Raw genomic sequence first — 26,458 nt, 5'->3', positions numbered from 1 at the left:
GGAATGCGAATAACGAAAAGTATTAAACAGGTGATGATGGAGTTTTCTTTGCGTCGTGAGCCCAAATCGGCTCAGCCCAAGGTGCGATTGGATGGCGCTCAGCGTTTGAAAGAGTGTGGCTTTATCTTGGTGCTGGCAGCGGCCGTCTTTGTGATGGTTGCGCTACTGTTTTTTAATCCGGCTGATCCCTCTTGGTCACAAACTGCTTGGCACGGTGATGTGCACAACGCGGCAGGTTCATTAGGGGCGTGGGTCGCCGACAGCCTCTTTTTCTCATTCGGTATTTTGGCCTACCCATTACCGCCAGCTGCCATGCTGGGTGGTTGGGTTTTCTTGCGCCGCCGTGGCGACGACGAGCCACTCAACTACACGATTTTAGCCGCGAGGATCTTAGGGCTTTTCGTTCTATTCCTAACCAGTTGTTCGCTAGCCGATCTCAATTTTGATGATTTTTGGCATTTCTCCTCTGGGGGAGTGATGGGCGATGTCACCAACAGTTTGGCATTGCCACTGCTTAACGTACTAGGCACCACATTGGTGATGCTGTTTTGTTGGGCAGCAGGGTTTACATTGTTTACTGGGATCTCTTGGCTAAGCATTGTGGATAACCTAGGGGCGGTGACCTTAAGGGCCACTACTTGGTTGGTTAACCGCCTCCGTGGCGATAAGGTGACTGAGCTTGGCAAGCCTGCTGCACAAACCGTCACTGAGTCAGACAAGGCCACTGACGCGGCAGAGCCGATGGAATTAAGTGATTTGCGCCGCTTCACCCCGTCTCCGAGCGTGCAAGAAGTCCCAGAGGATAGGGCATCATCCGCGCCAAGCACGCCGATTATCTTTGGGGGACAAGCGTCAACACACGTCGATGACGATGGTACAACACTGGATGACCCTGAGCCTAGCTTGGGACAGTGGCAAGGGGTTGTCGAGCCAGAAGACGAACCAACCCAACCGAACGCACCACTGCCGGATGACGCGCCGGAGGATGAAACATTACCGCCGTGGCAAGAGACCGATGCTTCCAGCGATGGAAGTGTTGGAAGTGAAGGAAGTGACGAAAGTGAAGAGGTGGCGAGTGAGCCGGTATCACATGAAACCACCTATGGCAATCAAGACGGTTTGTCTGAGTTAGAGCGTGCCGAGCAAGCCGCTGGGGCGGCTGAGGACGATGAGGATCCGTTCCAAGAAACGATTCGTAAAGCGCAGCAAGCCCAGCAACAGGCTGCTGGGCTTGATCATCCTTTCTTAGTCAAAGATGAGCCAAACTTGCCAAAACCTGCGGAGCCTTTCCCGACCTTAGATTTGCTCGATCCTGCGCGAAAAACCGCTTCACAGGCGACACGGGAAGAGCTTGAACAAATCGCGCGGTTAGTCGAAGCACGACTTGAGGATTATAAAATCCAAGCGCGTGTTGTGGGGGTTTATCCCGGACCCGTGATTACGCGTTTTGAGCTGGACTTAGCGCCGGGTGTCAAAGTGTCGCGCATTTCTGGATTGTCGAAAGACTTAGCGCGTTCTTTGTCGACCACCGCGGTGCGGGTAGTGGAAGTGATCCCAGGTAAACCTTATATCGGACTCGAGCTACCCAATGAAAACCGCGAGACCGTCTTTATGTCGGAAGTGGTTGGCAGCGAGCGCTTTAAGAACAGCAAGTCGCCGATTTCTGTGGTGTTAGGAAAAGACATTGCTGGTGAAGCGATTGTGACCGATTTAGGCAAAGCCCCTCACTTACTGGTCGCCGGTACTACTGGCTCGGGTAAGTCGGTGGGTGTGAACGTTATGATTGTCAGTATGCTCTATAAAGCGGCGCCGGAAGATGTCCGCTTTATCATGATCGACCCGAAAATGCTGGAGCTTTCCGTGTATGAGGGGATCCCGCATTTGCTCACCGAAGTGGTCACCGACATGAAGGATGCGGGCAATGCATTGCGCTGGTGTGTTGGCGAGATGGAGCGACGCTACAAGCTGATGTCGGCGTTAGGTGTTCGTAACCTCAAAGGCTTTAACGAGAAAGTCAAAGCCGCTGAGGCGGCGAATAACCCGATTCCAGACCCACTCTGGAAACCGAGTGACAGCATGGATGAAACGGCCCCTACGCTAGAAAAGCTGCCTTATATCGTCGTGGTCGTTGATGAGTTCTCTGATCTGATGATGGTGGTGGGCAAAAAAGTGGAAGAGCTGATCGCCCGTTTGGCGCAAAAGGCCCGAGCAGCGGGTATTCACTTAGTGCTTGCCACTCAGCGCCCATCCGTTGATGTGATCACCGGCCTTATCAAAGCGAACATTCCGACCCGGATGGCTTTCACCGTTTCCACGAAAACTGACTCGCGCACCATCTTGGACCAAGGGGGCGCAGAGTCGCTGTTAGGCATGGGGGATATGTTGTTCATGCCCAACGGCTCTAACCATCCTATCCGAGTGCACGGTGCGTTTGTCAGTGACGAAGAAGTGCACCGTGTGGTGAACAACTGGAAAGCGCGCGGTAAGCCGCAGTATCTCGAAGAGATCACTCATGGCGATCAGGGTTCCGATAGCTTATTGCCGGGAGAAACTCCGACGGGCGCGGATGGCGAAGAGCTGGATCAGCTGTTTGACCAAGTGGTTGAGTTTGTCACCGAAAGCCGCCGCGGCTCTGTATCAGGGGTGCAACGCCGCTTTAAAATTGGTTATAACCGTGCGGCTCGAATTGTGGAACAACTCGAAGCACACGGTGTCGTAAGTTCTCCGGGCCATAACGGTAACCGAGAAGTGTTGGCGCCACCGCCACCGAAAGCGTAATCAGATGGACGTTGTATGAAAATGAAAGCTTTTTATCGCCACCTAATCGCGATGCTGACGCTGATGTTTGCGGTTGCTGTTCAAGCGCAATCCACTGCCCAGCAGCAGCTGATGGACCGATTGAGTAAAGTGGATGCCTTTAGCGCCAATTTTGAACAGGCTGTGATCAGCCCGGAAGGGGAGCAGATCCACGCTGCAAAAGGACGACTATCCATTGAACGTCCCAACTTGTTCAATTGGACCACGACCACACCCGATGAAAATATCATGATCTCTGATGGGGAAACATTGTGGTACTACAGCCCGTTTGTCGAGCAAGTCACTGCCATGTGGTTAGACGATGCGACCGCACAAACCCCGTTTGTGTTGTTAACCCGCAATCAGCCAGACGATTGGCAGATGTACACTATTACCCAGCAAGGTGACACCTTTACCCTGACCCCCAAAACGGTAGGGAGCATTGGCACGTTTGCCGTGACGGTAAAACCGGATGGCACCTTGACCCATTTTCGGGTGACCGAGCAAGATGGGCAGCAAAGCCAGTTCACGCTCAGCCAGTTTAGCCGTCAGGCACCGGATGCGTCCTTGTTTGAATTTACGCCACCGGACTCGGTGCTGGTGGATGATCAACGTCAGCCGCGTTAATCACGGGAGAGAAGATTGTCGACACTACCGCTAGATTTTGCTGACGACTTTCGGCCGCTTGCTGCTCGCATGCGGCCGGTTTCGTTAAATCAGTACATTGGCCAGCAGCATTTATTGGCCGAGGGCAAGCCTCTTCGCCGCGCCATCGAATCTGGCAGTCTGCATTCAATGATTTTTTGGGGCCCACCGGGCACAGGCAAAACCACCTTGGCAGATATCGCTGCTCGTCAAGCCAATGCGGAAATCGAACGATTGTCTGCGGTGACTTCGGGCGTGAAAGAAATTCGCGATGCGATTTTGCGTGCAGAGCAGAATAAACAAGCCGGAGTACGTACTGTCCTGTTTGTTGATGAGGTTCACCGTTTCAACAAAAGCCAACAAGACGCGTTTTTACCGCATGTTGAAGCGGGGACAGTCACCTTTATTGGTGCCACGACTGAAAACCCCTCTTTTGAGCTAAACCACGCCTTGCTATCTCGTGCGCGGGTGTACCGGCTGAGTGCGCTTGAGCGTGATGATTTGATTGCGGTGATTGACCAAGCTTTGGCGGATAAAAACCGAGGGCTCGGTGAGCGAGAGCTACGTTTTGATACGGGGGTGAAAGACGCTCTGGCGGACACCTGTAGTGGCGACGCGCGCATGGCTTTGAACCTGTTGGAAATGTTGGCTGATATGGCTGATGGTGCGGTGACTATGGCGATGCTGAAAGACGTCGCTGGGGAGAAGGTGGCACAGTTCGATAAGCAAGGCGATGCATGGTATGACCTCATTTCAGCATTTCATAAGTCCGTGCGCGGCTCTAACCCAGATGCAGCCTTGTATTGGTATGCCCGCATCGTTTCCGCGGGAGGGGATCCCTTGTACGTGGCGCGTCGATTGTTAGCGATTGCCTCTGAAGACGTGGGTAACGCCGATCCGCGTGCCATGCAGGTTGCATTGAACGCGTGGGATTGCTTTACCCGCGTCGGGCCGGCGGAGGGTGAACGCGCGATCGCACAAGCTGCGGTGTATCTTGCCTGTGCTCCTAAAAGCAATGCAGTCTACACCGCGTGGAAACAAGCGCTGCGCGATGCAAAAGCGACGGCGAATGCACCTGTCCCTATGCACCTTCGTAATGCACCGACGGCCCTGATGGAAAGCTTGGGACATGGCGACGGGTATCGTTATGCCCATGATGAACCGAATGCCTACGCCGCCGGTGAGCGTTATTTGCCCGATGAAGTCAGTGATGTGCGTTATTACCAGCCCGTTAATCGCGGGCTAGAAATTAAAATCGCTGAAAAGCTCGCCTTTCTGGACGAGCTTGACGCAAAAAGCCCGCAAAAGCGCTAGGCAACTTCACCCTTTTTGGGTAAGGTTTAAAGTGCGGCTGCACCATCAAGGCGCAGTCGCCTAGTAGTGGTGACATCCACGGTCACCCTCGGCCAATCGCGTTATACAATACGCACGATCGCAGCTTGTCTTCAAATCGTGATGACAAGTGATAATCAACTAATCAACCCGAAAAGCACAGGATTAGCATGCTGGATTCCAAATTACTTCGAACTGAGCTGGAAGAAACGGCTCAAAAACTCGCTCGTCGTGGCTTTACGCTCGATGTTGACGCTATACGTGAACTCGAGGAACAACGTAAATCCCTGCAGATTCGCACCGAACAATTGCAAGCAGAGCGTAACTCCCGATCGAAGTCCATTGGCCAGGCTAAAGCGAAGGGTGAGGACATTGCGCCACTACTAGCAGAAGTCGCGAACTTGGGTGACGAGCTGGACGCTGCAAAAGCCGAGCTGGCTGAACTGCAACAGAAAGTGAACGACGTGGTAATGGCGGTGCCAAACTTGCCAGCCGATGAAGTCCCAACGGGTAAAGACGAGTCTGAAAACCTCGAGGTGTCTCGTTGGGGTGAGCCGCGTCAGTTTGATTTTGAAATCAAAGATCACGTTGATTTGGGCGAGCTTTCTGGCGGGCTTGATTTCGCCAGTGCGGTGAAACTGTCGGGCTCACGCTTTATCGTGATGAAAGGGCAGATGGCGCGTATGCATCGTGCCTTGACCCAGTTTATGCTCGACTTACATACCAACGAGCACGGTTATACTGAGATGTACGTGCCTTATTTGGTGAATGCAGACAGTCTTTATGGCACAGGTCAGTTACCAAAATTTGGTGAAGATTTGTTTAACACCAAACCGGCCACCGAAGAAGGGGTAGGGATGTCCTTGATCCCAACCGCGGAAGTACCGCTGACTAACATGGTGCGTGATGAAATTGTCGATGAGGCGGATTTGCCGCTGTGCATGACGGCACACACACCGTGTTTCCGTTCAGAAGCAGGCTCCTATGGTCGCGATACCCGTGGCCTGATTCGTATGCACCAGTTTGACAAAGTTGAACTGGTCAAAGTCGTTAAGCCAGAAGATTCTATGCAAGCACTTGAATCACTCACTGCGGATGCAGAGAAGGTGTTACAACTGCTTAACCTGCCATATCGTAAAGTGTTGCTGTGTACCGGCGATATGGGCTTTGGTGCGGCGAAAACCTATGATCTTGAAGTCTGGTTACCTGCACAAAACACCTACCGTGAGATTTCTTCGTGCTCAAACACCATGGATTTCCAAGCTCGCCGAATGCAGGCGCGTTTCCGTCGCAAAGGTGAGAAAAAACCTGAGTTACTGCATACCTTGAACGGTTCTGGCTTGGCCGTTGGTCGTACTCTGGTAGCTATTTTAGAAAACTACCAACAAGCAGATGGCCGCATTGAAATTCCTGAGGTATTGCGTCCATACATGGGCGGTCAAACGCACATTGGCTAATGAAGTGAGTCAGGGTTAAAGAACAAAGGGTCGGCATGATTGCCGGCCCTTTTTTATTGGGGTGACGACACGCTGTTGAGGCAGGTCATTGCCCCGAACCTGACTGAGGAAACGGCGCGATGGGGCTAAGTGCATCATCGTGTTGGCAGGGATAGCGCGTCAGTACACGTGCGATAAAGCTGTCGAGCACGTGAAGCATAATTCGGTTTACGCGCTGCGATAGCGCAACTTTATGCTCAAAGGGCAGTTGTTCTGACTGTGCGAGCTGGTTTAACACCTCGGTGATTTCTTTTTGGATGTCGTCCGCCAATGACAAGGCGTGGAGTTGACGTAAGCGCTTCGCGAGTATTTGCTGGTGCAAGGTGAGAGATTGCTGGGCGTTGCGCGCGGATTGTTGCTCTTGGTATGCCGCATGGCTGTAACGCTGCCTTGCTTGTAATAGTTCTAAAATCGCATACCAGATTTGCTGATAGCTCTCCAAACGGGTGTCGTCGCGTTGCGCAATCAATGCTGGCGGGACTGCTTCATCCACCAAGTAGACGATATGTTGCAGAGCCCGATTTTTCATACGGGTTTGGGTGTCGTTGTCGTAAGACGGTAAGGCATGAAGGTGGTGAAAAAAGAGTCGATACATCGGCTTTTGCGCTTGAGGAGCCAGTTGGTGAAGGTGACGCGTTTGGCTTAACAGCACTTGGTAGTCGTCTGAGCTAATACTGGGTTGGGTGGCTAGGTGCTGAGCATGCTGTAACAGCACACGTAGTTCATGCAGTTGGTGTAAATGCAAATCTGGGCGCTGACGGAAAAGCTGTACCGCTACCACCACCGCGATGCTCAATGCTAATGTTCCTACCATTAATAGCCATTCCATAGTCGCTCCCTGCGTTTCATTCGCTGATATGGCCTATCCAGCAGGAATCGTGCCTAAAATGAGAGATTTATCACGCCCTGTGCAAGGGGCTAGGCAGCCGATAATGAAAGAAAACTGCGCCGTTTTCGCACTGTGCTGGTGAAGTAATGCACTGTTTTGACGCATTGGCGAATGTTTCACTGATACCTGATAAAAAGCGCGCATAAAAAAGAGAGCCATCAAGGCTCTCTTTTACGCTCATCTCAGCACCGCAAGGTGGCGCGGTGCCAGTGAGTCTTGGCTTACATCACACGCATGCCGGCTTGGGCGCCTTCGTGTGGTTCAAGGATCCACAACTCTTTGCCACCCGGTCCCGCAGCGAGGATCATGCCTTCTGACATGCCAAATTTCATTTTGCGTGGCTTCAAGTTTGCGACCATCACCGTGTGTTTACCGACTAAATCCTCAGGCTTGTAAGCCGATTTAATCCCAGAGAACACTTGGCGAGTTTCACCACCAATATCGAGCTTAAACTTGAGCAGCTTGTCCGCTTTAGGCACGGATTCACATTCCAAAATTTTAGCCACACGCAGATCGACTTTTGCAAAATCGCCAAACTCAATTTCCTCAGCGATAGGATCATCCGCTAAAGGACCTTGCGCTTTCGCTTTTTCTGCCTCTTCCGCCGCGACATCTTCTTTGCTGTCGGCAATCATGGCATCCACCGCTTTCGGATCGATACGGCTAAACAGCGCTTTGAACTTGCTAATGGCGTGGCCTGTCAGTGGCTGAGCAATGCTTTCCCAAGTCAGGGTGTCATTCAAGAATCCTTCGGCACGCTCTGCAAGCTGAGGCATCACAGGTTTCAGATACGTCATGAGCACGCGGAATAGGTTAATGCCGACGGAACAAATAGCTTGAAGCTCGGCGTCTTTGCCTTCTTCTTTAGCAACCACCCAAGGGGCTTTCTCATCGACATACTGGTTTGCTTTGTCTGCCAAGGCGATGATCTCGCGAATAGCGCGATTGTATTCGCGTGCTTCGTAAAGCGCACCAATGTGCTCGGCTTTGTCGACAAATGACTGATAAAGCTCAGGCTCAGCACAGGTATTGGCTAATTGACCATCGAAACGCTTGCTAATAAAACCAGCGTTGCGCGAAGCAAGGTTGACCACTTTATTGACGATGTCTGAGTTTACGCGTTGGATGAAATCATCCAAGCTCAGGTCAAGGTCATCGATACGGCTGTTTAGCTTCGCGGCGTAATAGTAACGCAAACACTCAGGATCGAGATGTTTTAGATAAGTGCTGGCTTTGATAAATGTCCCTTTCGATTTGGACATTTTCGCGCCGTTTACGGTTACATAGCCATGCACAAAGACGTTGTTTGGCTTACGGAATCCAGCGCCGTCCAGCATCGCTGGCCAGAACAAGCTGTGGAAATAGACGATATCTTTACCGATAAAGTGATAAAGCTCGGCTTCGCTATTTTCTTTCCAGTATTCGTCAAAGTCGATGTCGTTGTGCTTGTTGCAATAGTTTTTGAACGAGCCCATATAACCAATTGGGGCGTCGAGCCAAACGTAGAAGAACTTACCGGGTTGGTCTGGGATCTCAAAACCAAAATAGGGCGCATCACGCGAGATATCCCACTGTTGCAGACCGGTGTCGAACCACTCGTTCATTTTGTTGGCAATTTCGCTTTGCAGCGCACCTGATTTGGTCCAGGTGTTCAACATTTGCTCAAACTGCGGCAAATCAAAGAAAAAGTGCTCAGAGTCGCGCATCACAGGGGTGGCACCGCTGACCGCCGAGCGAGGATTAATGAGCTCCGTGGGTGCATAGGTTTCGCCACAGTTGTCACAGTTATCGCCATATTGGTCGTCAGCGTGACATTTCGGGCACTCACCTTTGACGAAACGATCCGGTAAGAACATTTCTTTTTCAGGATCGAACAGCTGTGAAATCGTACGGCTGGTGATATACCCTTTATCACGCAATTGGGTGTAAATGAATGACGCCAACTCGCGGTTTTCTTCGCTGTGCGTGCTGTGATAGTTATCAAAGCTGATGTTAAAGCCATCAAAGTCGGCTTTATGCTCTTTTTGCACATCGGCGATCATGGCTTCGGGCTCCACGCCCATTTGCTGCGCTTTCAACATAATAGGCGTGCCGTGAGCATCGTCGGCACAAATAAAGTGAGTGGTATTGCCGCGCAGGCGCTGATAGCGGACCCATACATCTGCCTGAATATGCTCGAGCATGTGGCCCAAATGGATTGAGCCGTTCGCATAAGGCAGCGCACAGGTCACCAAAATTTTACGTGGGTTTGCAGCCATAATCTTGTTTGTTCGCTCTTATGATATGAATGGAATGATTGCGGAAATCTTACCTGATACGATATGCCTTGCCTAGAGCAAGGCCGTGTCATAAGGCGTTTACGCATAATTGGTTAGGGACGCGGACCCAAATAATGAATAAATTGGACGGTGAAGCATGTTTTTTGGCGGCAAAAAGAACAAATCAACGAAAAAAGCGGCATCAGTGATGAGCCAAGACGCAGCGGTGACGTTACTCAATCAATTCTCTCATCCGGGATTGATCGACCAATGGGCCAGCCAGCCGCATTGGGTCAAGGGTCATGAAAACAGTATTGAGGTGGTGTTTCCTTTTGCCGCGGGGTCGATCATCCAAGCGCTCTCTGACTGGCTCGCCGTACAGGTACCGGAAAACGCAAGCCAGTTTTCATTGACCCAGCGCGTCGCTCCGCTGAAAGCCGGTGACAAAGCGCCGGTAAAAGGGGTGAAAAACCTGATTGTGGTCAGTTCGGCAAAAGGGGGCGTTGGTAAGTCCACCACAGCGGTGAACCTAGCGCTCGCCTTGCACGCGGAAGGGGCAAGTGTGGGGCTGTTGGATGCAGATATCTATGGACCATCTGTGCCTCTCATGCTCGGTGCACAGCATAGCGAACCGCAAACCCACGATGGCAAACTGATGGAGCCTGTGTCGCGCTATGGCATTGTCTCGAATTCGATTGGTTATCTTGTCCCGGCCGACAACGCGACAGTCTGGCGTGGTCCGATGGCGTCGAAAGCGTTCGCTCAATTAATCAATGAAACCCGCTGGCCTGACGTGGATTATTTGGTGGTAGATATGCCACCGGGGACGGGCGACATTCAATTAAGCTTGGCGCAACAGTTTCCGGTAAACGGCGCGGTGGTCGTGACGACGCCGCAAGACCTTGCACTCGCCGATGCGATAAAAGGCGTGGCGATGTTTGAGAAAGTCTCGGTCCCTGTGTTAGGGGTGGTTGAAAACATGAGTTATCACATTTGTTCTCACTGTGGGCATCATGAGGCAATTTTCGGCACGGGCGGCGCGGAAAAAATGGCGAAACAGCAAGGCACGCCAGTGTTGGCGCAGGTGCCATTGCATGTATCCATTCGTGAAGACATTGATAGCGGAAAGCCAAGTGTGGTGGCACGTCCTGAGAGCGAGCACACCCATGCGTATCGTGATATGGCGAGCACGGTGGCGAGTAAACTGTATTGGCAAGGTGAAACGCGACCTGAACAGATAGCTGTACAAACCTTGTCCTAGAGGTTGAGCACGGACCGCTGTTGAGACGCGAATGCCGGCTGATGTGGCGATCAAGCAAGATTTTCACTGGCGCCAGCCGGCTCAACTCCCTATAATCAGGCGGTTTATGTTGATTCCGCCAAGTTTCCTCTGGGTATTCATATTATGAGTGATAACAACCACCACTGCGTTATTATCGGCATCGCAGGCGCCTCTGCATCCGGTAAAAGCCTTATCGCCAGCACCATTTATAAGGAATTAAAGGAAAAAGTCGGCGATCATCAAATCGGCGTGATCACGGAAGATAGATACTACCGCGATCAAAGCCACCTCAGCATGGAAGAGCGCGTAAAAACGAATTATGACCACCCACAGGCACTGGATCACGATCTGTTGTGTGAGCATTTGGAAGCATTGGTCGCCGGTCAGTCGGTTGATGTGCCGGTTTATAGTTATTCTGAGCACACCCGAATGGCGGAAACCACGACGATGACCCCGAAAAAAGTCATTATCCTCGAAGGTATTCTGCTGCTCACCGATCCTCGTCTTCGCAATTTGATCCACGCTAGCGTCTTTATGGACACCCCACTTGATATCTGTTTGCTACGCCGCATGAAACGTGATGTTGCCGAGCGTGGCCGCACCATGGATTCTGTCATGGAGCAATATCAAAAGACGGTCCGCCCTATGTTTATGCAGTTTATTGAGCCGTCAAAACAATATGCAGACATCATTGTGCCTCGCGGGGGTAAAAACCGGATTGCCATTGATGTGCTAAAAGCGCATATTGCCCGTTTGCTAAAAGCGTAAACCAACCGATAATCTAGCGAATAGCGGCACATGCGACCTTGCGTGATGCCGTGTTCTAAAACCATCTACAGTGAGGAACCCCGATGCGACTGTGCGACAGGCATATCAAAGAGCACCTCGATGATGGCCGCATCAAAATTGATCCGCGTCCGGCTGATGCATCGATTTCAGGTGTCACGGCTGATGTGACTCTAGGTAACCAATTTCGTGTCTTTAATGATCATGGCGCCCCCTATATCGACTTGTCTGGCCCAAAAGAAGAGGTCAATGCGCAACTCGAAAAGGTGATGAGTGATGAAATCGAGGTTGCTGAAGGAGAGGCATTTTATTTGCACCCCGGGCAGCTGGCTCTGGCAGTCACTCATGAATCCGTGACGTTACCCGATGATATTGTTGGCTGGCTTGATGGCCGTTCATCATTGGCGCGTTTGGGACTGATGGTGCATGTGACCGCGCATCGTATCGATCCAGGTTGGTCGGGCCGCATTGTGTTAGAGTTTTATAATAATGGCCGCTTGCCGCTTGCACTGCGCCCAGGCATGCCCATTGGCGCGCTTAGTTTTGAGCCCATGTCAGGGCCGGCAGAGCAACCCTACAATAAGCGTGATAACGCCAAATATAAGAACCAACAAGGGGCGGTCGCCTCGCGAATTAGCCAAGATAAGGCTTAACTATCAAAATGCGCCTACGGGCGCATTTTTTGATGAAATGGAACCAGATTGTCGAACTGTGGTCGATAACGCTATCAAATATAACGCGTTATTTTCGCCACGCGAACAAGGAGCATACAGTGATGGTAAAGAAAATTGCGGCGATAGTGGCTGGGTTACTGGTCATCCTTATCGGCGGTCTGGCCGCCGTTGTCGCCACCATTAACCCGAATCAATTTAAGCCGATGTTAGTTGAGCAAGTGAAGCAGCAAACTGGCTTTGATTTGGTCATTGATGGTGATATCGATTGGCAGTTTTGGCCGAGCTTGGGCTTCTCAGTGGCGGATGTGGCAGTGAAAAACCGCCCCGGGTTTGATGAGCCAAACTTGCTCGCGCTGTCTCGCGCGCAAATGTCTATTGATGTGTTGCCTTTACTGTCTCAGCAGCTCCATGTGGGTGAAATCTTACTGCAAGACCCGCGTATTTTTGTCCAAACGCTTGCCAATGGTGAAACTAACCTTACTCCACAGCAAGCCGAGTCTGAAACCACCACGGAAAGCACACCTGTGACACCGAGCAACTCAGCATCACCAGCCGAAACACAGGCTGCTGGCTGGGATATAACGCTACAAGGGTTGCGTGTCAGTAATGCCAGTGTGCTGCTCAAAGATGATCAAGCGAGTACACAGACGCGTCTTGATGAGGTGAATGTAGAGATTGGCAATTTGGCACCGGCGGTGTGGACGCCGGTAAGCGTTTCGCTGGTGGGAAGCCAAAATGCAGAAACCTTTTCCCTGCAAGGCCAAGGTGATGTGAAACTGATGACGGATCCCATGCAAAGTCAGTTACGTCAGTTTGCGATGGCATTATCTGCGCAATCGGGAGACGTGACACTGCGCGAAGCAAATCTTACCTTAGAAAGCTTTGCGCTGGGTGAAGCTTCAGCGCTTGGGTTTAACGCCAAGTTAAAGACCGCAGATATGGACGTGGAAACGTCGGGTAAAGCGCAAGTCACGGTTGCGTCGTCTTTGAAGCAGTTTGCGATTCAAGGGCTGGATATGTTGACTACGGTCTCGGGTGAGGCGGTGCCTAACCAGTCAATTACGCAGCAGCTGTCAGCGGATATTGATTATGATATGGACGCGAATGCTGTCACGGTGACGGATCTTGTTGGTCGTTTAAACACCGACCAAGTGATCGTGGATGGCAAAGTGGCCGTCAAGCTCACTGATATTCCCCAAGTTCGTTTTGCGCTGAACACCAACCGCATTGATGTGGATGCATTACTGCCCACCACGACAGAGGCGCCCCAACAAGATAAAGGCAATGCCGCTTCGGCGCCTTCATCATCGGCTGCCCCACAAGCGCAAACCACGCTAGCATTGAGTCGAGAAGAGCCTGATCTATCCGCGCTACAACAATTGGATGTAGCGGGAACCCTTGCCCTTCAAGGACTCAAAGTCGCTAATGTCGAACTCGGTCAAACTGAAGCCGAAGTGGTCATTAACCGGGGTAAAGTCACCTTATCGCGCTTTGTGACAGAGGCCTATCAAGGTACGGTATCGGCAAGTGCGGTATTGGATGCGTCAGTCACGCCGGCACGGTACGAGGTCAGCAAGCGCGCGCGAGGTATCGAGGTGCTGCCGCTGCTTCAAGGCGCTGCCGAAGTTGATCTATTGGCAGGCAAAGGAAACGTTGACGTCAATGTACAAGGTAAGGGGCTATCTCCTTATGCATTGCGTGAAGCCATCAATGGCCGTGTTGCGATCTTCTTTGAAGACGGTGCAATCAATGGGATCAATTTGGCGCAGATGCTGCGTGAAGCCAAGGCAACGCTCAAAGGTGAGAAGTCGGAATATGTTGACGAGGTTCGTAAAACAGACTTCAGTGCGCTGACCGCAAGCTTTGTGCTTGGAAATGGGGTGGCGCGGACCAACGATTTATTGCTGGAAGCACCTGCGTTGCGCGTACGCAGTGAAGGGCAGACAGATTTATTGAAAGAGACGCTCGATTTTGCGGTGTATACCTCTGTGGTCGAGACCAGCAAAGGCCAAGGCGGCAAAGACATCGATGAACTGCGGGATGTGACCATTCCCGTTGATGTTGCGGGAACATGGCAGGCGCCTAGCTATAAACTCGACATTAAAAAGCTACTGAGTAGCAATAAAGTGCTGGAAGAGAAAGCGCGTAAAGAAGCGCAACGCGGCATTAAAAAATTGCTCGGGGATAAAGCCGATGACGAGAAAGTGAAAGAGGCGGCTGACAAGCTACTCAACCTGTTTCAATGATCGCTTTATGCGGCACCAAGCTATCTAATACAAACAGGATAAAGGACAGATATCGGATATGGATTCTGTAACACAAGCTGCCTTGGGCGCGGCTGTCGCGGGTATGGTCGCAGGCCGACGCTGTAGCCCCAAGGTGCTCTTGGCGGGGGCACTGCTAGGAACCTTACCAGATCTCGACGTCGTCATTGATTATGGCGATCCGGTTGCGAATACCGTAAACCACCGGGGCTTTAGCCATTCACTGTTTGTGTTACCACCCTTGGGTGTCGCGATAGCGGCACTCTGGTGGCGCTTGAGTGATAAAACATGGCCTTTATGGCAGCTGATGGTGCTGGTGGTCAGTGTGTTGGTTACCCATCCATTGCTTGATTCTATGACGGCGTATGGCACGCAACTCTTTTGGCCGCTGGATAAGCCGCCTGTTGCGGTCGCTAGTATCTTTATCATCGACCCCTTGTATACGCTGCCACTGCTGATCGGTGTGCTTGCGGCGCTAGTTTGGAGAGCCAACGCAGCAAGGCTCTGCGTGATTGGACTGATCGCCTCGAGTCTTTATTTATTAAGCTCTGTGTATCAGCTTGAGCAAATAAAAGCGCGCGTGGCGCAACAAACCCAAGGTACTGAGCTGGCAGGAAAGCCTATGTTTATTACCCCTACGCCCTTTAATACGGTGCTTTGGCGTATTGTGGTAAGAGGGGAGCAGACCTATTGGGAAGGGCTTGCCTCGCGATTGGATAAAACACCAGAGATCGATTGGATGGCGTTTGAGCAGCAAGGATGGCCACTGGCGGAGTCAGAATCATTGACCGCCTTGCGCTTTTTTGCACGAGACTTTTTACGCTATGAAAATCGTGGGGGGCAGCAAGTTGTCACAGACTTGCGATTAGGTATGGCGAACTATCGGCCGTTCCAGTTTTTGCTTGCCGAGCAAAGTGACCAAGGAGAATGGCGTCCTGTTCCCCCGCGTCAGCTAGAGCCAGGGCCGGTCTTGCCACGCACTATCCCTGCCCTCTGGCGGCGCTTACTCGGCGACCAGTCGATTGATGCTTTGTTGTGTAATCAAAAAGATTGCTACCCGAATGAGGAACAACAGGCAAAGGTCCGTTCAGCCTCCTGAGGTTGGGCAGCAGCATCACTAAAAATGGGCGTATTCGCCCATTTTTTATGGTTAAACCAGAACTACCAGTCGATACCTTGGCGCGCTTTGATCCCAGCATCAAACGCATGCTTCACGTTACGGACTTCTGAGACCGTATCGGCCATATCTACCAACTGGCGGTGGGCACCTCGGCCGGTGATAATCACTGATTGGTCGGCGGGCCTTGCCTGTAATGCGGCGACCACGCTATCTAGTTCAATATAACCGTAGGTGATCATATAGGTGATCTCATCAAGAACGACCAAGTCGTAGTTTGGATCAGCTAGCATGGCTTGGCAGTGTTGCCAGATTTGCTGCGCGGCTTCCGTATCCGCGGTTTTGTCTTGGGTATCCCATGTAAATCCGGTGCCCATCACGTGAAAGTCAACGCCATGCTGCGATAGCAGATCGCGCTCGCCACATGCCCACATTCCCTTTATAAACTGCGCCACCCCGCATTTGAGCCCGTGGCCCGTTGCTCGTGCTACTGTACCAAAGGCAGAGGTTGATTTGCCTTTTCCATTCCCCGTCATTATCAGCAGTAATCCTTTTTCTTGCTGAGCCGCTTCTACGCGGGCATCAACCATCTCTTTGAGCTTTTGTTGGCGTTTTTTATGACCCTGTTCAGACATTTGATTTCCAATAAACGATGAACCTGTGTCTATAGTAAAGAGACCATGCACTGAACACCACCCATACATAGACCAACCAAGGATGAAATGATGAAACAAACAATGCGACGTCTAGCGGCAGTAACATGTCTTTTCTCACTTCCGGTATTGGCGGGAGAGCAGATCGATTATCAATGGGACAATGAGATGTTTTCCGGGTATTTAGCGACTCCTAGCTCGGTTGAAAAGGGCAGTGTGGTGATCATCCATGACTGGGATGGGCTGACTGAGTATGAGCAGCAACGAGCGGACATGTTGGCGGGAATGGGGTATCGTGTTTTTGCGCTTGATATGTTCGGTAAAGGGAACCGGCCTCAAACGCTAGAGGCGAAGCGGGCGGCGACAGGCGCGCTTTATAAAGATAGAGCACGGATGCAAACCTTAATTCAAGCGGGCATGGAAGCGGCAAAGTCGCAAGGGATTGAGGCGCCTGTGGTGGCAGGATATTGCTTTGGTGGGACAGTGACACTCGAACTGGCACGCAATCCGCAGCAGATGCCAGTCAGTGGTTATGCCAGTTTTCACGGTGGCTTGGAAACCCCAAGTGGACAGGCGTATTCACAAGATATTGCACCACTTTTTATTGCTCACGGTGGTGCGGATAAAGCTGTTCCCATGAGTGAATTTGCGCAGCTGATTAATGAACTCGAAGCTGCCAACCTTGATTACTGGTCGCAAGTGTATGCTGGGGCGCCTCATGCCTTTACTGTCTTTGGTTCGGAGCGTTATCGCGAACAAGCCGACAAACAGTCTTGGCAAGCATTCAATCAGTTCCTTTCCGAACAATTGAGCGTCGATTTGGCAAATCAATAAGGAATTTAAAATGATACGTCATGTACTGGTAGTACGGTTTGTGCCCAATGCACGCGATGCGCAGATTCAGGCTGTCCGTGATGCGTTCGAGGCGATGCCCTCAACCATTGAAGGTGTAGAGTCTGTGGAGTGGGGCGAAAACAATAGCCCAGAGGGGAAAAACCAAGGTTACAGCCATGTGATTTTAATGACCTTTCGTGATGAGACGGCGCGACAAACCTACTTGCCCCATCCTGCACACGAAGCGTTAAAGGAAGTGTTTCGTCCCGTGATTGAGGATTTAATTGTGATTGATTATACGGTGGCACTAAGCTAGTCGCGCAAATAGACGGCCTGATACACTGTGAGCTCGCAGGCAAAAGGAGTAATAGTGAATGAAGGAAGCGGCAACAATACCCAGTGTGTTGGTGGTATGTTTAGGCAATATCTGTCGCTCACCGACAGCTGAAGCCGTGCTAAGAGCACGTGCTGAGGCTAGAGGACTGGCGGTTCGTATCGACTCGGCAGGGACGGCGGGATACCACCAAGGTAATCCGCCCGACCCACGTAGTCAAAAAGCGGGAGAAGCGAGAGGGTATTCCTTCGCAGGTATTCGTGCTCGACAGATCCAGCCCGATGATTTTGCAAAACACGATATGATATTGGCGGCGGATCAGAGCAACTTATCCGACTTACAAATGATGTGTCCGGACGCGCATCAATCTAAGCTCTCTTTGTTTTTAAGTTGGAGTGAGGGAGAAGAACAGGAAATCCCCGATCCCTACTACGGTGGCGCGCAGGGGTTTGAAAAAGTCTTGGATTTGCTGGAAGAAGCGTCGGATGGGGTGCTTGACCATATCAAAATGCGATTTAGCGCTTAAGCCGGAGATGTCGGCGTTAAGCCAATAAAAAAGGCGCGATAAGCGCCTTTTTTGAGTCTATTGTTCGCTTTGAGCCCATCACCATTTTTTCTTTGGTGCGAAGAGTTCGTCGAGTTCGCTTTTCTCTTGCTCTTGATCGGACTTGCTCTTTTCGTGACCAGTGTTGAGTGTTTGTGTCACTTCAGTGTGCATTTGCTGAAGGCGTTCTTTCATTTGCGCCGAGTAATTGTCGTTTTTGGTACTCAATACATCGATCGCTTTCTTCAACAATTGTTGTGCCGTTCCTAACTGGCCTTTGCGCTTCGCTTCGTTAGCACGCTTCACCACGTTCTCAATATTGATTTTGAGCTGCATCTGCTCAAGGCGCGCATTTTCAGCCACAAAGGCTTGGGTTTGTAAACGGCCTTTTGAGTGCTCTGCTTTAATCACTGAGCGAAGGCGCTTTACCAGTTTCAGCATGGAAATGGCTTGGCGGTCGCTATCTGGGACACGAAATGATGTCGATTCTTTGTTCGAGAAACTCTGTTTAATTTGGTCAATTTGCGCTTGCGTGGCGCTGATACGCTGCGGAATAGATTTATCTGAGTTATCGATCTCATGCATCGCTTTAAGTGAATCAAGGATCTTCTTGTTCAAGCAAACCAGCAAAGTCCCGCTATAAGGCAGGTTGTGAGCGTTACCAATTAGCTCTTCGGTAGCGTCGATTACCGCAATGTGTTTGGCCATTTCTTGACGCTTATGCGATTCAATCTGTTTGCGCTGTTGAGCCAAAATGTTGTAGCCGACAATCAGGCCGAGCAATATGACACAAAGGCCAGCTATCAAGGCAATATTCATAATTCAGCGTCGATGTTCCTTGTAATAAACTCAACTGATTAAGATACACGATCTCTAAGGTCAGAGATAGCATGAATACAGGTGTTAACACGGTTCAGTGATCCGTCTCTAACCTGAGTTTCAACCTCACTTACGTTCGATCTCGCGTCAGTTTGTTTGAGTGTGGCCCATGTTGGTGGAATTCGCGACTCTAATTGCTTGATTCTGGGTTTTCCTCGCAGGAATATTCCATCCTTCTCACACCATAGGCACAGGATCGATTAGTGAATGTGCAATCACTAACGTTTATATAACCAAAGCCTATTAAATAATCGAATTTGGGTATATAAATGAAGAAGAGAAATCCCAAGGCGGTCACTTTTATTACGAGGCTCATGCGTCTGCACTATGAAACTACAACAGCTTAGATACATCGTTGAAGTCGTCAATCATAACTTGAATGTGTCTGCGACGGCAGAGAGTTTATATACCTCTCAGCCAGGGATCAGTAAACAAGTCAGGTTGTTAGAAGATGAGCTGGGCGTGCAGATTTTTGAGCGGAGCGGTAAGCACTTAACCAAAGTGACACCAGCAGGTGAGGCGATTGTCTCTATTTCGCAAGATATTCTCTCACGGGTTGAGAGCATTAAGGCGGTGGCAAGCGAGCACACCCACCCAGAGATGGGGAACCTGAACATTTCAACCACGCACACCCAAGCGCGCTATGCACTGCCTGAGGTGATCAAAACCTTCACTGCGCGTTTCCCGAAAGTGTCGTTGCATATGCATCAAGGCACACCCACGCAAATCTCAGACTCGGTCGCTAAAGGGACGTCGGACTTTGCGATTGCAACGGAAGCCTTTCACCTCTATGAAGATCTGGTGATGCTACCTTGTTACCACTGGAATCGCTCAATTATCGTTACCCCAGATCACCCACTGGCGCAGAAAAAGCAGATCACCATCGAAGATTTAGCGGCCTATTCACTGGTGACCTATGTGTTTGGCTTTACTGGTCGCTCAGAGCTAGATGAAGCCTTTCATCGCGCCCATCTCACCCCCAAAATTGTCTTCACCGCGACCGATGCCGATGTGATAAAAACTTACGTGAAATTGGGGCTCGGAGTCGGGGTGATTGCCAGTATGGCGATGGACAGTCATACAGATACCGATTTGATAGCGATTGATGCGAGCCATATCTTTGGCGCCAGCACCACCAAGATTGGCTTTCGTAAAGGAACCTTCTTACGAAGCTATATGTACGACTTTATCGAACGTTTCGCGCCTCATTTGACGCGCAACGTTGTTGACCAAGCTGTTGCACTACGCTCTAACGACGAAATTGAGGCAATGTTTAAGGACATTCCACTGCCAATTCGATAAAATAATAGATTGCCATTAGGGCTGCTTCGGCAGCCCTTTTTGATCCCAGTGACGCCGCTATTTGTCGAGCAATCAAGGTGCCAGCCCGATGCCTAACTCGTTATATCTTGTTCAATTTAAGCAACTGACCGAATTGCTGGTGGAGTATCAGTGGTTATGGCGACCCATGCCGATGGCACATGCGCGTCTGCCTTGGTCATCGTGTCCTGAACTGTGTGAATGGCTTTCAACGCTCGACATTTCACAGGCCGCTCAATGGAAGGCGGCGCCGAATCAAGTGGCAGAGCAACTGGCGAACTGGTGGCCAGCGTTGGCCGCGATTCCACGCATAACGGATGTCCCAGAGGCTAAGATGGCAGCAGTGGCTATGGATGAGCGGCTTGGCGTGGGTGTCCCCGGGCGGAAGTGGGCGCAAATTCACGCTTACTTGAGCGCCGTCCCCACACAACCATCAACGCAACGATATCTAGAGTGGTGTGCGGGGAAAGGATATTTAGGTCGGGCTGTGGCGGCAAGTACACCCGCGCGGGTGGACAGTTTAGAGTGGCAGCAGGCGCTTTGTGAACAAGGCCAAGCCTATGCTGAACAGCACCAGTTGCCGATGCAGTTTCATCACCTAGATGCCTTTAGTGATGCGGCATTACCCGTGATTCATCGCTGCGATCATGCCTTGGCGCTGCATGCTTGTGGCGATCTGCATGTGCACCTATTGCGCCAAGCGGTTGCGACCGATCTTAACGCGATCAGCATATCACCGTGTTGTTATCAATTGATCACGGATAAGACGGATCAACCTCTGTCAGATGCAGGGCAGCAAGCAGGGTTGGTCCTGAGCAAAACCGATCTTAAAATCGCAGTTCAAGAAGCGGCCACCGGTGGTGAGCGTGTCCGTCGTCAGCGCTATCAAGAAGTCACGTACCGGTTAGGGTTTGATGAGTGGCAGCGTGACGCTTTTCAGTCTGACCAGTATTTACCGCTGCCGGCGATTCAAAAGTCGCAACTGAATGATGGCTTTGAAGCGTTTTGTCATTGGGGCGCGGCGCAAAAAGGCTTACCCGTATCTAGCGATACCGACTTTTCGCCGTATTTGGCTCGGGGAGAGGCGCGATTTGTGATTTTGGAACAAATCAATGTCGTGAAGTCTGCGTTCCGCCGGGCCTTAGAGCTTTGGCTAGCGCTCGATCGGGTGCTGTATCTTGAGCAACATAACTATCACGTCGATCTCGTCCAGTTTTGTGCGCCGAGCTTAACGCCACGCAACCTGCTTATTCATGCCACGCGTCGCTAAGGGAAGCGCTTCGCCAGCACGTTGCTTACGTGTTACGTAGAATTGACACGCCTGAGTAATCAATCTGTTAATGAGTGATAGTATCGCGTGCGCTTAGCCGCTAGAATTTCGCGCAAATAACTTAATATAAAGAAGCTTTACTATGGCAGATTTAAGCGTGTCATTTGCCGTGGCCGTGATCCTAGGCTTGGGCTGTTTTGTGCAAAGTTTAATTGGTTTTGGCATGGCGATTGTCGCTGCGCCGCTGCTGCTTATGATTGATCCGAAATTGGTCCCTACCACGATTTCAATGGTGGGGCTGACCCTCGCCAGTATCAATGCGTGGCAGTATCGCCACCAATTGTCCTTTCGTGATTTAAGCTGGGCGTACTTGGGGCGTGTGCCTGGCACCATGCTAGCAGGCGCCATTATGTTGGTGGTAACGACACAAATGCTAGAAATCATCATTGGCACGGCGGTCTTACTGGCAGTGTTTGCCAGTATGGCACGCCTCAACATTGCACCGAATCGCCTCAACTTCTTTATTGCTGGGTTTACATCGGGGGTCATGGGCACCACAACCAGCATCGGTGGGCCGCCGATGGCACTGGTATTACAGCATGCGGAAGTGAATAAGATGCGTGCCTGCTTGGCCGGCTACTTTGTGATTAGCTGTATCTTGTCTTTGATTGCGCTGGGCGCGACGGACTATCTTAGTTGGTGGCATGTTCAGCAAGCCGCATTCGCGGTGCCCGCGGTTTTACTCGCAACGTGGTTAGCCTACCGTGTCGCGCCGAAGGTGAAGCCTGTACTGGTTCGGCGCGCTATGTTGGTACTGTGTACGTTAGCAGGGGTGAGTACCTTGGTCAGAGGGCTTTTAGGTGGGTAGAGGCACATAGCGATAGGCGTGTCATTGCCCATAAGCAACGCCCAGCCAAAGCTGGGCGTTTTGATAGTGTGCGGTGAGCGGGAGGTTTACGCCATAAATTGCGCAACCACCACAGCGATACCGCCGACCATCGCCAAACTCAGGCCTAAATTACCGCCAATGACCTGATAATGGTTGTCGGTAGAGACGGTCTGGCGAGCCTTACGTACCATTAGCACCGGCAACACGACTGCAAGAATAACCAGTGCGATGGCAGCATAGCCAAGGGCAGTGATAAAGCCTTGTGGATAGAACAGCGCAAAAACAAGCGGTGGTAAGTAAGTGATTGCTGCTGTTTGCAGTCGACCGCCGACTGTGTCCTGACGCTTAAAGCTGTCTGAAATAAAGTCAAACAACCCTAAACTCACGCCTAAGAATGACGTGGCGAGTGCCAAGTCTGCGAACAGCGAAATGCTAGAGGCAATATAGTCTTGTTGCACCACTGCCTGAATGACTTTCACAAATTGTGACAACTCACCGTTTTGTAGCAAGATTGACTGCGCCACGCTCCCCAAGCTCGCGACCTGCCAAAAAATGTACAAGGCGAGGGGTAAGGTTGAACCAATAATCATCACCTTGCGCAAAGAGGGCAAATCAATCCCCACATAACGTACAATCGAAGGGATGCTGCCATGGAAGCCAAACGAGGTGAAAATGACCGGGAGTGCGGCAACCATCAAGCCTTTCTCCACCGGCATTTCGACCAAATTAATGCTTGATACATGGGGAGTGAGTAGTGTTAGAGCCAAGATCAAGAACACCACTTTTAGCGTGAATAGCCCACGATTGATTAAATCTACCTTGCTGGTTCCTAGTGTCACCACCAATCCAAACACCAAGGTAAACAGCACCGCGCCCGCTGCGGGTGGGAGTTGAATCGAGGACCACTGTGCAAGTTTCTCATTCAACTGGCTACCACCGCCCGCAATGTAAGCAGCGCAAAGCGAGTAGAAAAGAAACAGCATCGCGAACGATGCCAGCCATTTGCCTTTATCCCCTAAAAATTGTTTTGCGAGACTGTGTAGGGTGGCGTCAGCGTCGGCGTATTGGTGCACTTCTAGCATCAACAATGCGGTGTAGGTCATTAAGGCCCACATCACTCCCATCAGCGCCATCGATGCGCCAAACCCTATTCCTGCAGAGGCAAGCGGCAACGCGAGCATGCCTGCGCCAATGGTCGTACCTGCAATGATTAGCGAACTTCCTAGTACCTTGTTCATATAATGTTTAACCAGTGTAAATAAAAAGTTAATTGTTGTGTTCGCACAAAAGATAACGTGAATTTATGCGTATTGTGCACTGCTTATGCAGATTAAAAAACTGATGAGTGTAATGATACAGATACGGCACCGTAAAATAAAGTGTACGATTGGCTTGGGCTAGTGCGTAATGGCGTGTGATGTCATAATCAATGCTCTAGGATACTAATCAAAAGGAGCGGCTAGGTGGACAATCAACAACATAAAACACCCATGCCACGTATCGCGATGCTGTCGACCGGTGAAGAAGTTTTGCTTGGCGATATCACAGATACCAATGCGGCTTGGCTGTCCCGCATGCTGTACGAAAATGGATTTGCGATGTCTCGGCGGGTCACCGTCGGGGATGAGCTCGATGAGATGGCGGTTGAGCTTGTTCGGCTATCTCAAACCGAGGATGTGGTGATTGTGAATGGTGGGTTAGGGCCAACCACCGATGATTTAACCACGGCAGCGATGGCGTCGGCGATGGGCGTAGAGCTGACACTCAATGAAACCTGGCTGGATGAATTAAAGCAGCGCTACGAGCGTCATGGCCGTCCTATGGCGCAAAGCAACCTAAAACAAGCCATGCTCCCTGAGGGCGCTCGCCTCATCGATAATCCCAATGGCACTGCCTGTGGCTTTTATTGCCACTTAAATGGCTGTCACTTCTATTTTACACCCGGGGTGCCTTCAGAATTTTTCTGCATGGTAGAGCAGCAGATTCTGCCTGAATTAAGCCACAACTATGCACCCAGTGCGCGTTCTTGTTACCGTTTGTTCACATTTGGCTTGTCCGAATCGGGGATCAGCGATGCCATGGCATCTGTTTCGTTGCCTGACGATGTGACGCTGGGTTATCGCTCGAGTCTGCCGTTTATTGAAGTGAAACTCTTCATGGCTGACGACCATCCCGATAAAGTGCAGCTCATTGATGCGGTGCAATCATGCCTTGGCGATCATGTTGTCAGTTGTAACCAAGCGATGGTGCAAGCGCTGGCCGCCGATCTCAATCGTCAAGGTGCGGTATTAAAGGTGGTGGAGCAATTTACGGGCGGATGGTTAGCTAGCACGTTAAACGGTCAAGCTGCACACTTGGTCGAGCAAGGCTGGGTCATGTCAAATGCGCATGTGCCCGAACAAGCCGTTGCCAACCCGCTCGCTGCCTCATTAGCAATGGCCAGCGCGGCCATTGCACAAGGCCAGCATCAAATTGGTTTAGCATGTGGTCCTGAGCTTCATGGACAAATTTGCGTGGCGATTTCCACCCCCGAGGGAGAGTGGGGACAGCGACTAAGCTTTAAACGCCATTTCTCCCATGACAACGCGCGCTGTTATATGGCGACGGTATTGCTGGACATGTTAAGGCGTTATCTTCATGGGCAGCCGGTGATTGCCGATTACGCATCATTAGCGCGCCATGATGACATTTTTATTGATGCTGAGACGATTGCTTAAATCGATGCTTGTTGGGCGCTAAGGTGAGAGGAGTAGTGGGCGTAGGCTCACTACTCATTAACGACTTTTGCTTTCGCTGCGGGCTGGTATTCAAATTCAATTGACACATCGGTCTGTGGCGCACTTTGGCAAGTAAGAATTTCGCCGGGACGAACAAATGCCATCGCATCTTCTTGTTTGACCGAACCTTGTTGCAATTGACAACGGCACGCACCGCACATGCCATTGCGGCATTGATATTCGGGTTGAATACCGGCTTGCTCAAGTTGTTCAAGCAAACTTTGGTGGGTGTTGCCACCCACCTTGATACCGTTCACTTCAATCGTGATTCGGGTCATAGCTCGAAGTCACCAAAGTCTTCAACGCTCACTTCGTTATCGATTTGACCCACGAGGTATGAGCTAATTTCGGCTTCTTGCGGTGCAACCTGCACATTGTCGGAAGATAGCCACGCATTGATCCACGGAATCGGGTTTTGGGTGGCGTTATCGTACGCAGGGGCAAGGCCGACTGCCGACATACGCAAGTTGGTGATGTATTCGACGTACTGGCAAAGAATGTCTTTATTCAAGCCAATCATAGAGCCATCACGGAACAGGTATTCTGCCCAGTCTTTCTCTTGCTCAGCGGCGTCTTTGAAGAGATTAAAACACTCTTGCTCGCACTCTTTGGCAATCTCAGCCATTTCTGGATCGTCCTGCCCGCTACGCAGAATATTCAGCATGTGCTGGGTGCCTGTAAGGTGAAGCGCCTCATCACGGGCAATAAATTTGATGATTTTGGCGTTGCCTTCCATCAGTTCACGCTCCGCAAAGGCGAATGAACAAGCAAAGCTGACGTAGAAACGAATCGCTTCGAGTGCATTCACTGACATCAGGCACAGGTACAGCTTACGTTTTAACGCACGCAGGCTTAAGCTGATGGTTTTGCCATTAATAGTATGAGTGCCTTCCCCTAACTGGTGATAGTAGTTAGTAGTTTGAATGAGGTCGTCATAATACTGCGCAATGTCGTTGGCGCGCTTCTGGATGTGCTCATTCATCACAATATCATCAAATACAATCGCCGGATCGGCAACGATATTACGGATAATGTGGGTGTATGAGCGTGAGTGAATGGTTTCTGAGAAACTCCACGTCTCAATCCAAGTTTCTAGCTCAGGAATTGATACCAGAGGAAGCAAGGCGACATTCGGGCTACGGCCTTGGATAGAATCGAGCAGCGTTTGATACTTCAAATTACTGATGAAAATATGCTTTTCATGCTCGGGTAACTTGTTGTAATCAATGCGGTCACTTGACACGTCAACTTCTTCTGGGCGCCAAAAGAAAGAAAGCTGTTTTTCGATCAGCTTTTCAAAAATTTCATATTTTTGTTGGTCGTAACGCGCCACGTTGACCGATTGGCCAAAGAACATTGGCTCTTTCAATGGGTCGTTGTTGACTTTAGAAAACGTACTGTAAGTCATGAATCCTATTA

General features: G+C 50.8%; 23 protein-coding genes. 16 read left to right on the top strand and 7 right to left on the bottom strand.

Features of this window, described 5'->3' with window-relative positions; translation table 11 throughout:
- Window positions 1–36: 36 nt before the first annotated feature.
- The 4 genes from E8E00_RS08535 to serS all read left to right on the top strand — a co-directional run bounded on the left by E8E00_RS08535 (window position 37) and on the right by serS (window position 6,230).
- Window positions 37–2,778 (top strand): DNA translocase FtsK, encoded by a 2,742-nt coding sequence (locus tag E8E00_RS08535; RefSeq protein ID WP_096627794.1) that lies wholly within the window; start codon window positions 37–39, stop codon window positions 2,776–2,778.
- A 15-nt stretch (window positions 2,779–2,793) separates the two neighbouring features.
- Complete coding sequence (lolA, locus tag E8E00_RS08530) at window positions 2,794–3,423, top strand: outer membrane lipoprotein chaperone LolA (RefSeq protein ID WP_096627795.1); 630 nt, start codon at window positions 2,794–2,796, stop codon at window positions 3,421–3,423.
- Between the two features lie 69 nt (window positions 3,424–3,492).
- On the top strand, window positions 3,493–4,755 hold the full coding sequence (locus tag E8E00_RS08525) for a replication-associated recombination protein A (RefSeq protein ID WP_276306887.1): 1,263 nt from the start codon (window positions 3,493–3,495) through the stop codon (window positions 4,753–4,755).
- A gap of 188 nt (window positions 4,756–4,943) precedes the next feature.
- The gene (serS, locus tag E8E00_RS08520; protein ID WP_096627800.1) at window positions 4,944–6,230 is read left to right on the top strand and encodes a serine--tRNA ligase; all 1,287 of its coding nucleotides are present in this window, start codon (window positions 4,944–4,946) and stop codon (window positions 6,228–6,230) included.
- An 85-nt stretch (window positions 6,231–6,315) separates the two neighbouring features.
- Here the strand turns inward: serS and E8E00_RS08515 are convergent, their stop codons facing one another.
- Together E8E00_RS08515 and metG are read right to left on the bottom strand one after the other, a co-directional pair.
- Complete coding sequence (locus E8E00_RS08515) at window positions 6,316–7,098, bottom strand: hypothetical protein (RefSeq protein WP_077640828.1); 783 nt, start codon at window positions 7,096–7,098, stop codon at window positions 6,316–6,318.
- Between the two features lie 281 nt (window positions 7,099–7,379).
- Window positions 7,380–9,416, bottom strand: a complete 2,037-nt coding sequence (gene metG, locus E8E00_RS08510; protein ID WP_096627805.1) for a methionine--tRNA ligase — start codon at window positions 9,414–9,416, stop codon at window positions 7,380–7,382.
- Between the two features lie 157 nt (window positions 9,417–9,573).
- On the opposite strand from metG, the gene apbC reads away from it, so the two are divergent.
- From apbC to E8E00_RS08485, 5 genes are all read left to right on the top strand, one after another.
- The gene (gene apbC / locus E8E00_RS08505; protein WP_096627807.1) at window positions 9,574–10,677 is read left to right on the top strand and encodes an iron-sulfur cluster carrier protein ApbC; all 1,104 of its coding nucleotides are present in this window, start codon (window positions 9,574–9,576) and stop codon (window positions 10,675–10,677) included.
- 144 nt (window positions 10,678–10,821) lie between these two features.
- Complete coding sequence (udk, locus tag E8E00_RS08500) at window positions 10,822–11,466, top strand: uridine kinase (protein WP_069588827.1); 645 nt, start codon at window positions 10,822–10,824, stop codon at window positions 11,464–11,466.
- 83 nt (window positions 11,467–11,549) lie between these two features.
- A complete protein-coding gene (gene dcd, locus E8E00_RS08495) occupies window positions 11,550–12,137 on the top strand; it encodes a dCTP deaminase (RefSeq protein ID WP_069588830.1) in 588 nt (195 codons plus the stop codon).
- A 122-nt stretch (window positions 12,138–12,259) separates the two neighbouring features.
- Window positions 12,260–14,404 carry an AsmA family protein gene (locus E8E00_RS08490; protein WP_168174027.1) on the top strand — a complete coding sequence of 715 codons (2,145 nt, stop codon included), beginning with the start codon at window positions 12,260–12,262 and terminating at the stop codon, window positions 14,402–14,404.
- 58 nt (window positions 14,405–14,462) lie between these two features.
- Window positions 14,463–15,521 (top strand): metal-dependent hydrolase, encoded by a 1,059-nt coding sequence (locus E8E00_RS08485; RefSeq protein WP_096627812.1) that lies wholly within the window; start codon window positions 14,463–14,465, stop codon window positions 15,519–15,521.
- Window positions 15,522–15,583: 62 nt separating this feature from the next.
- Here the strand turns inward: E8E00_RS08485 and cobO are convergent, their stop codons facing one another.
- Entirely contained in the window at window positions 15,584–16,174 is a 591-nt protein-coding gene (cobO, locus tag E8E00_RS08480) for a cob(I)yrinic acid a,c-diamide adenosyltransferase (protein ID WP_096627814.1), read from the bottom strand.
- A gap of 87 nt (window positions 16,175–16,261) precedes the next feature.
- Here cobO and E8E00_RS08475 point away from each other — a divergent pair, with 87 nt between their 5' ends.
- The 3 genes from E8E00_RS08475 (at window position 16,262) to E8E00_RS08465 (ending at window position 17,886) form a co-directional block, all read left to right on the top strand.
- Window positions 16,262–17,026, top strand: a complete 765-nt coding sequence (locus tag E8E00_RS08475; RefSeq protein WP_240531869.1) for a dienelactone hydrolase family protein — start codon at window positions 16,262–16,264, stop codon at window positions 17,024–17,026.
- 10 nt (window positions 17,027–17,036) lie between these two features.
- Window positions 17,037–17,342: a Dabb family protein gene (locus E8E00_RS08470; RefSeq protein WP_069588837.1), complete on the top strand. Its 306-nt coding sequence runs from the start codon at window positions 17,037–17,039 to the stop codon at window positions 17,340–17,342.
- Window positions 17,343–17,418: 76 nt separating this feature from the next.
- Window positions 17,419–17,886, top strand: coding sequence for a low molecular weight protein-tyrosine-phosphatase (locus E8E00_RS08465; RefSeq protein WP_096631347.1), 468 nt, complete (start codon window positions 17,419–17,421; stop codon window positions 17,884–17,886).
- Window positions 17,887–17,964: 78 nt separating this feature from the next.
- On the opposite strand, the gene E8E00_RS08460 is transcribed toward E8E00_RS08465, so the two are convergent.
- Complete coding sequence (locus tag E8E00_RS08460; RefSeq protein ID WP_069588840.1) at window positions 17,965–18,723, bottom strand: DNA repair protein; 759 nt, start codon at window positions 18,721–18,723, stop codon at window positions 17,965–17,967.
- A gap of 387 nt (window positions 18,724–19,110) precedes the next feature.
- Here E8E00_RS08460 and cysB point away from each other — a divergent pair, with 387 nt between their 5' ends.
- The 3 genes from cysB (at window position 19,111) to E8E00_RS08445 (ending at window position 22,241) form a co-directional block, all read left to right on the top strand.
- Window positions 19,111–20,085 carry an HTH-type transcriptional regulator CysB gene (gene cysB, locus E8E00_RS08455; RefSeq protein WP_096627819.1) on the top strand — a complete coding sequence of 325 codons (975 nt, stop codon included), beginning with the start codon at window positions 19,111–19,113 and terminating at the stop codon, window positions 20,083–20,085.
- 88 nt (window positions 20,086–20,173) lie between these two features.
- A complete protein-coding gene (locus tag E8E00_RS08450) occupies window positions 20,174–21,373 on the top strand; it encodes a methyltransferase (RefSeq protein WP_096627821.1) in 1,200 nt (399 codons plus the stop codon).
- A 142-nt stretch (window positions 21,374–21,515) separates the two neighbouring features.
- Complete coding sequence (locus tag E8E00_RS08445; protein WP_069588846.1) at window positions 21,516–22,241, top strand: sulfite exporter TauE/SafE family protein; 726 nt, start codon at window positions 21,516–21,518, stop codon at window positions 22,239–22,241.
- 86 nt (window positions 22,242–22,327) lie between these two features.
- Here the strand turns inward: E8E00_RS08445 and tyrP are convergent, their stop codons facing one another.
- Entirely contained in the window at window positions 22,328–23,500 is a 1,173-nt protein-coding gene (gene tyrP, locus E8E00_RS08440; protein ID WP_069588848.1) for a tyrosine transporter TyrP, read from the bottom strand.
- A 225-nt stretch (window positions 23,501–23,725) separates the two neighbouring features.
- On the opposite strand from tyrP, the gene E8E00_RS08435 reads away from it, so the two are divergent.
- A complete protein-coding gene (locus E8E00_RS08435) occupies window positions 23,726–24,979 on the top strand; it encodes a CinA family nicotinamide mononucleotide deamidase-related protein (protein ID WP_240531870.1) in 1,254 nt (417 codons plus the stop codon).
- A gap of 50 nt (window positions 24,980–25,029) precedes the next feature.
- Here E8E00_RS08435 and yfaE read toward each other — a convergent pair whose 3' ends face one another.
- On the bottom strand, window positions 25,030–25,317 hold the full coding sequence (gene yfaE / locus E8E00_RS08430) for a class I ribonucleotide reductase maintenance protein YfaE (protein WP_077480740.1): 288 nt from the start codon (window positions 25,315–25,317) through the stop codon (window positions 25,030–25,032).
- Window positions 25,314–26,447, bottom strand: a complete 1,134-nt coding sequence (gene nrdB, locus E8E00_RS08425) for a class Ia ribonucleoside-diphosphate reductase subunit beta (RefSeq protein WP_096627823.1) — start codon at window positions 26,445–26,447, stop codon at window positions 25,314–25,316. Before nrdB ends, yfaE begins: the two co-directional genes overlap by 4 nt.
- Window positions 26,448–26,458 lie beyond the last annotated feature (11 nt).

This window comes from Salinivibrio sp. YCSC6 (assembly GCF_004916735.1).
Lineage (GTDB): Bacteria > Pseudomonadota > Gammaproteobacteria > Enterobacterales > Vibrionaceae > Salinivibrio > Salinivibrio proteolyticus.
Note: the sequence above shows the minus strand (reverse complement) of the source record. Positions and strands in the feature narration are given on the sequence as shown.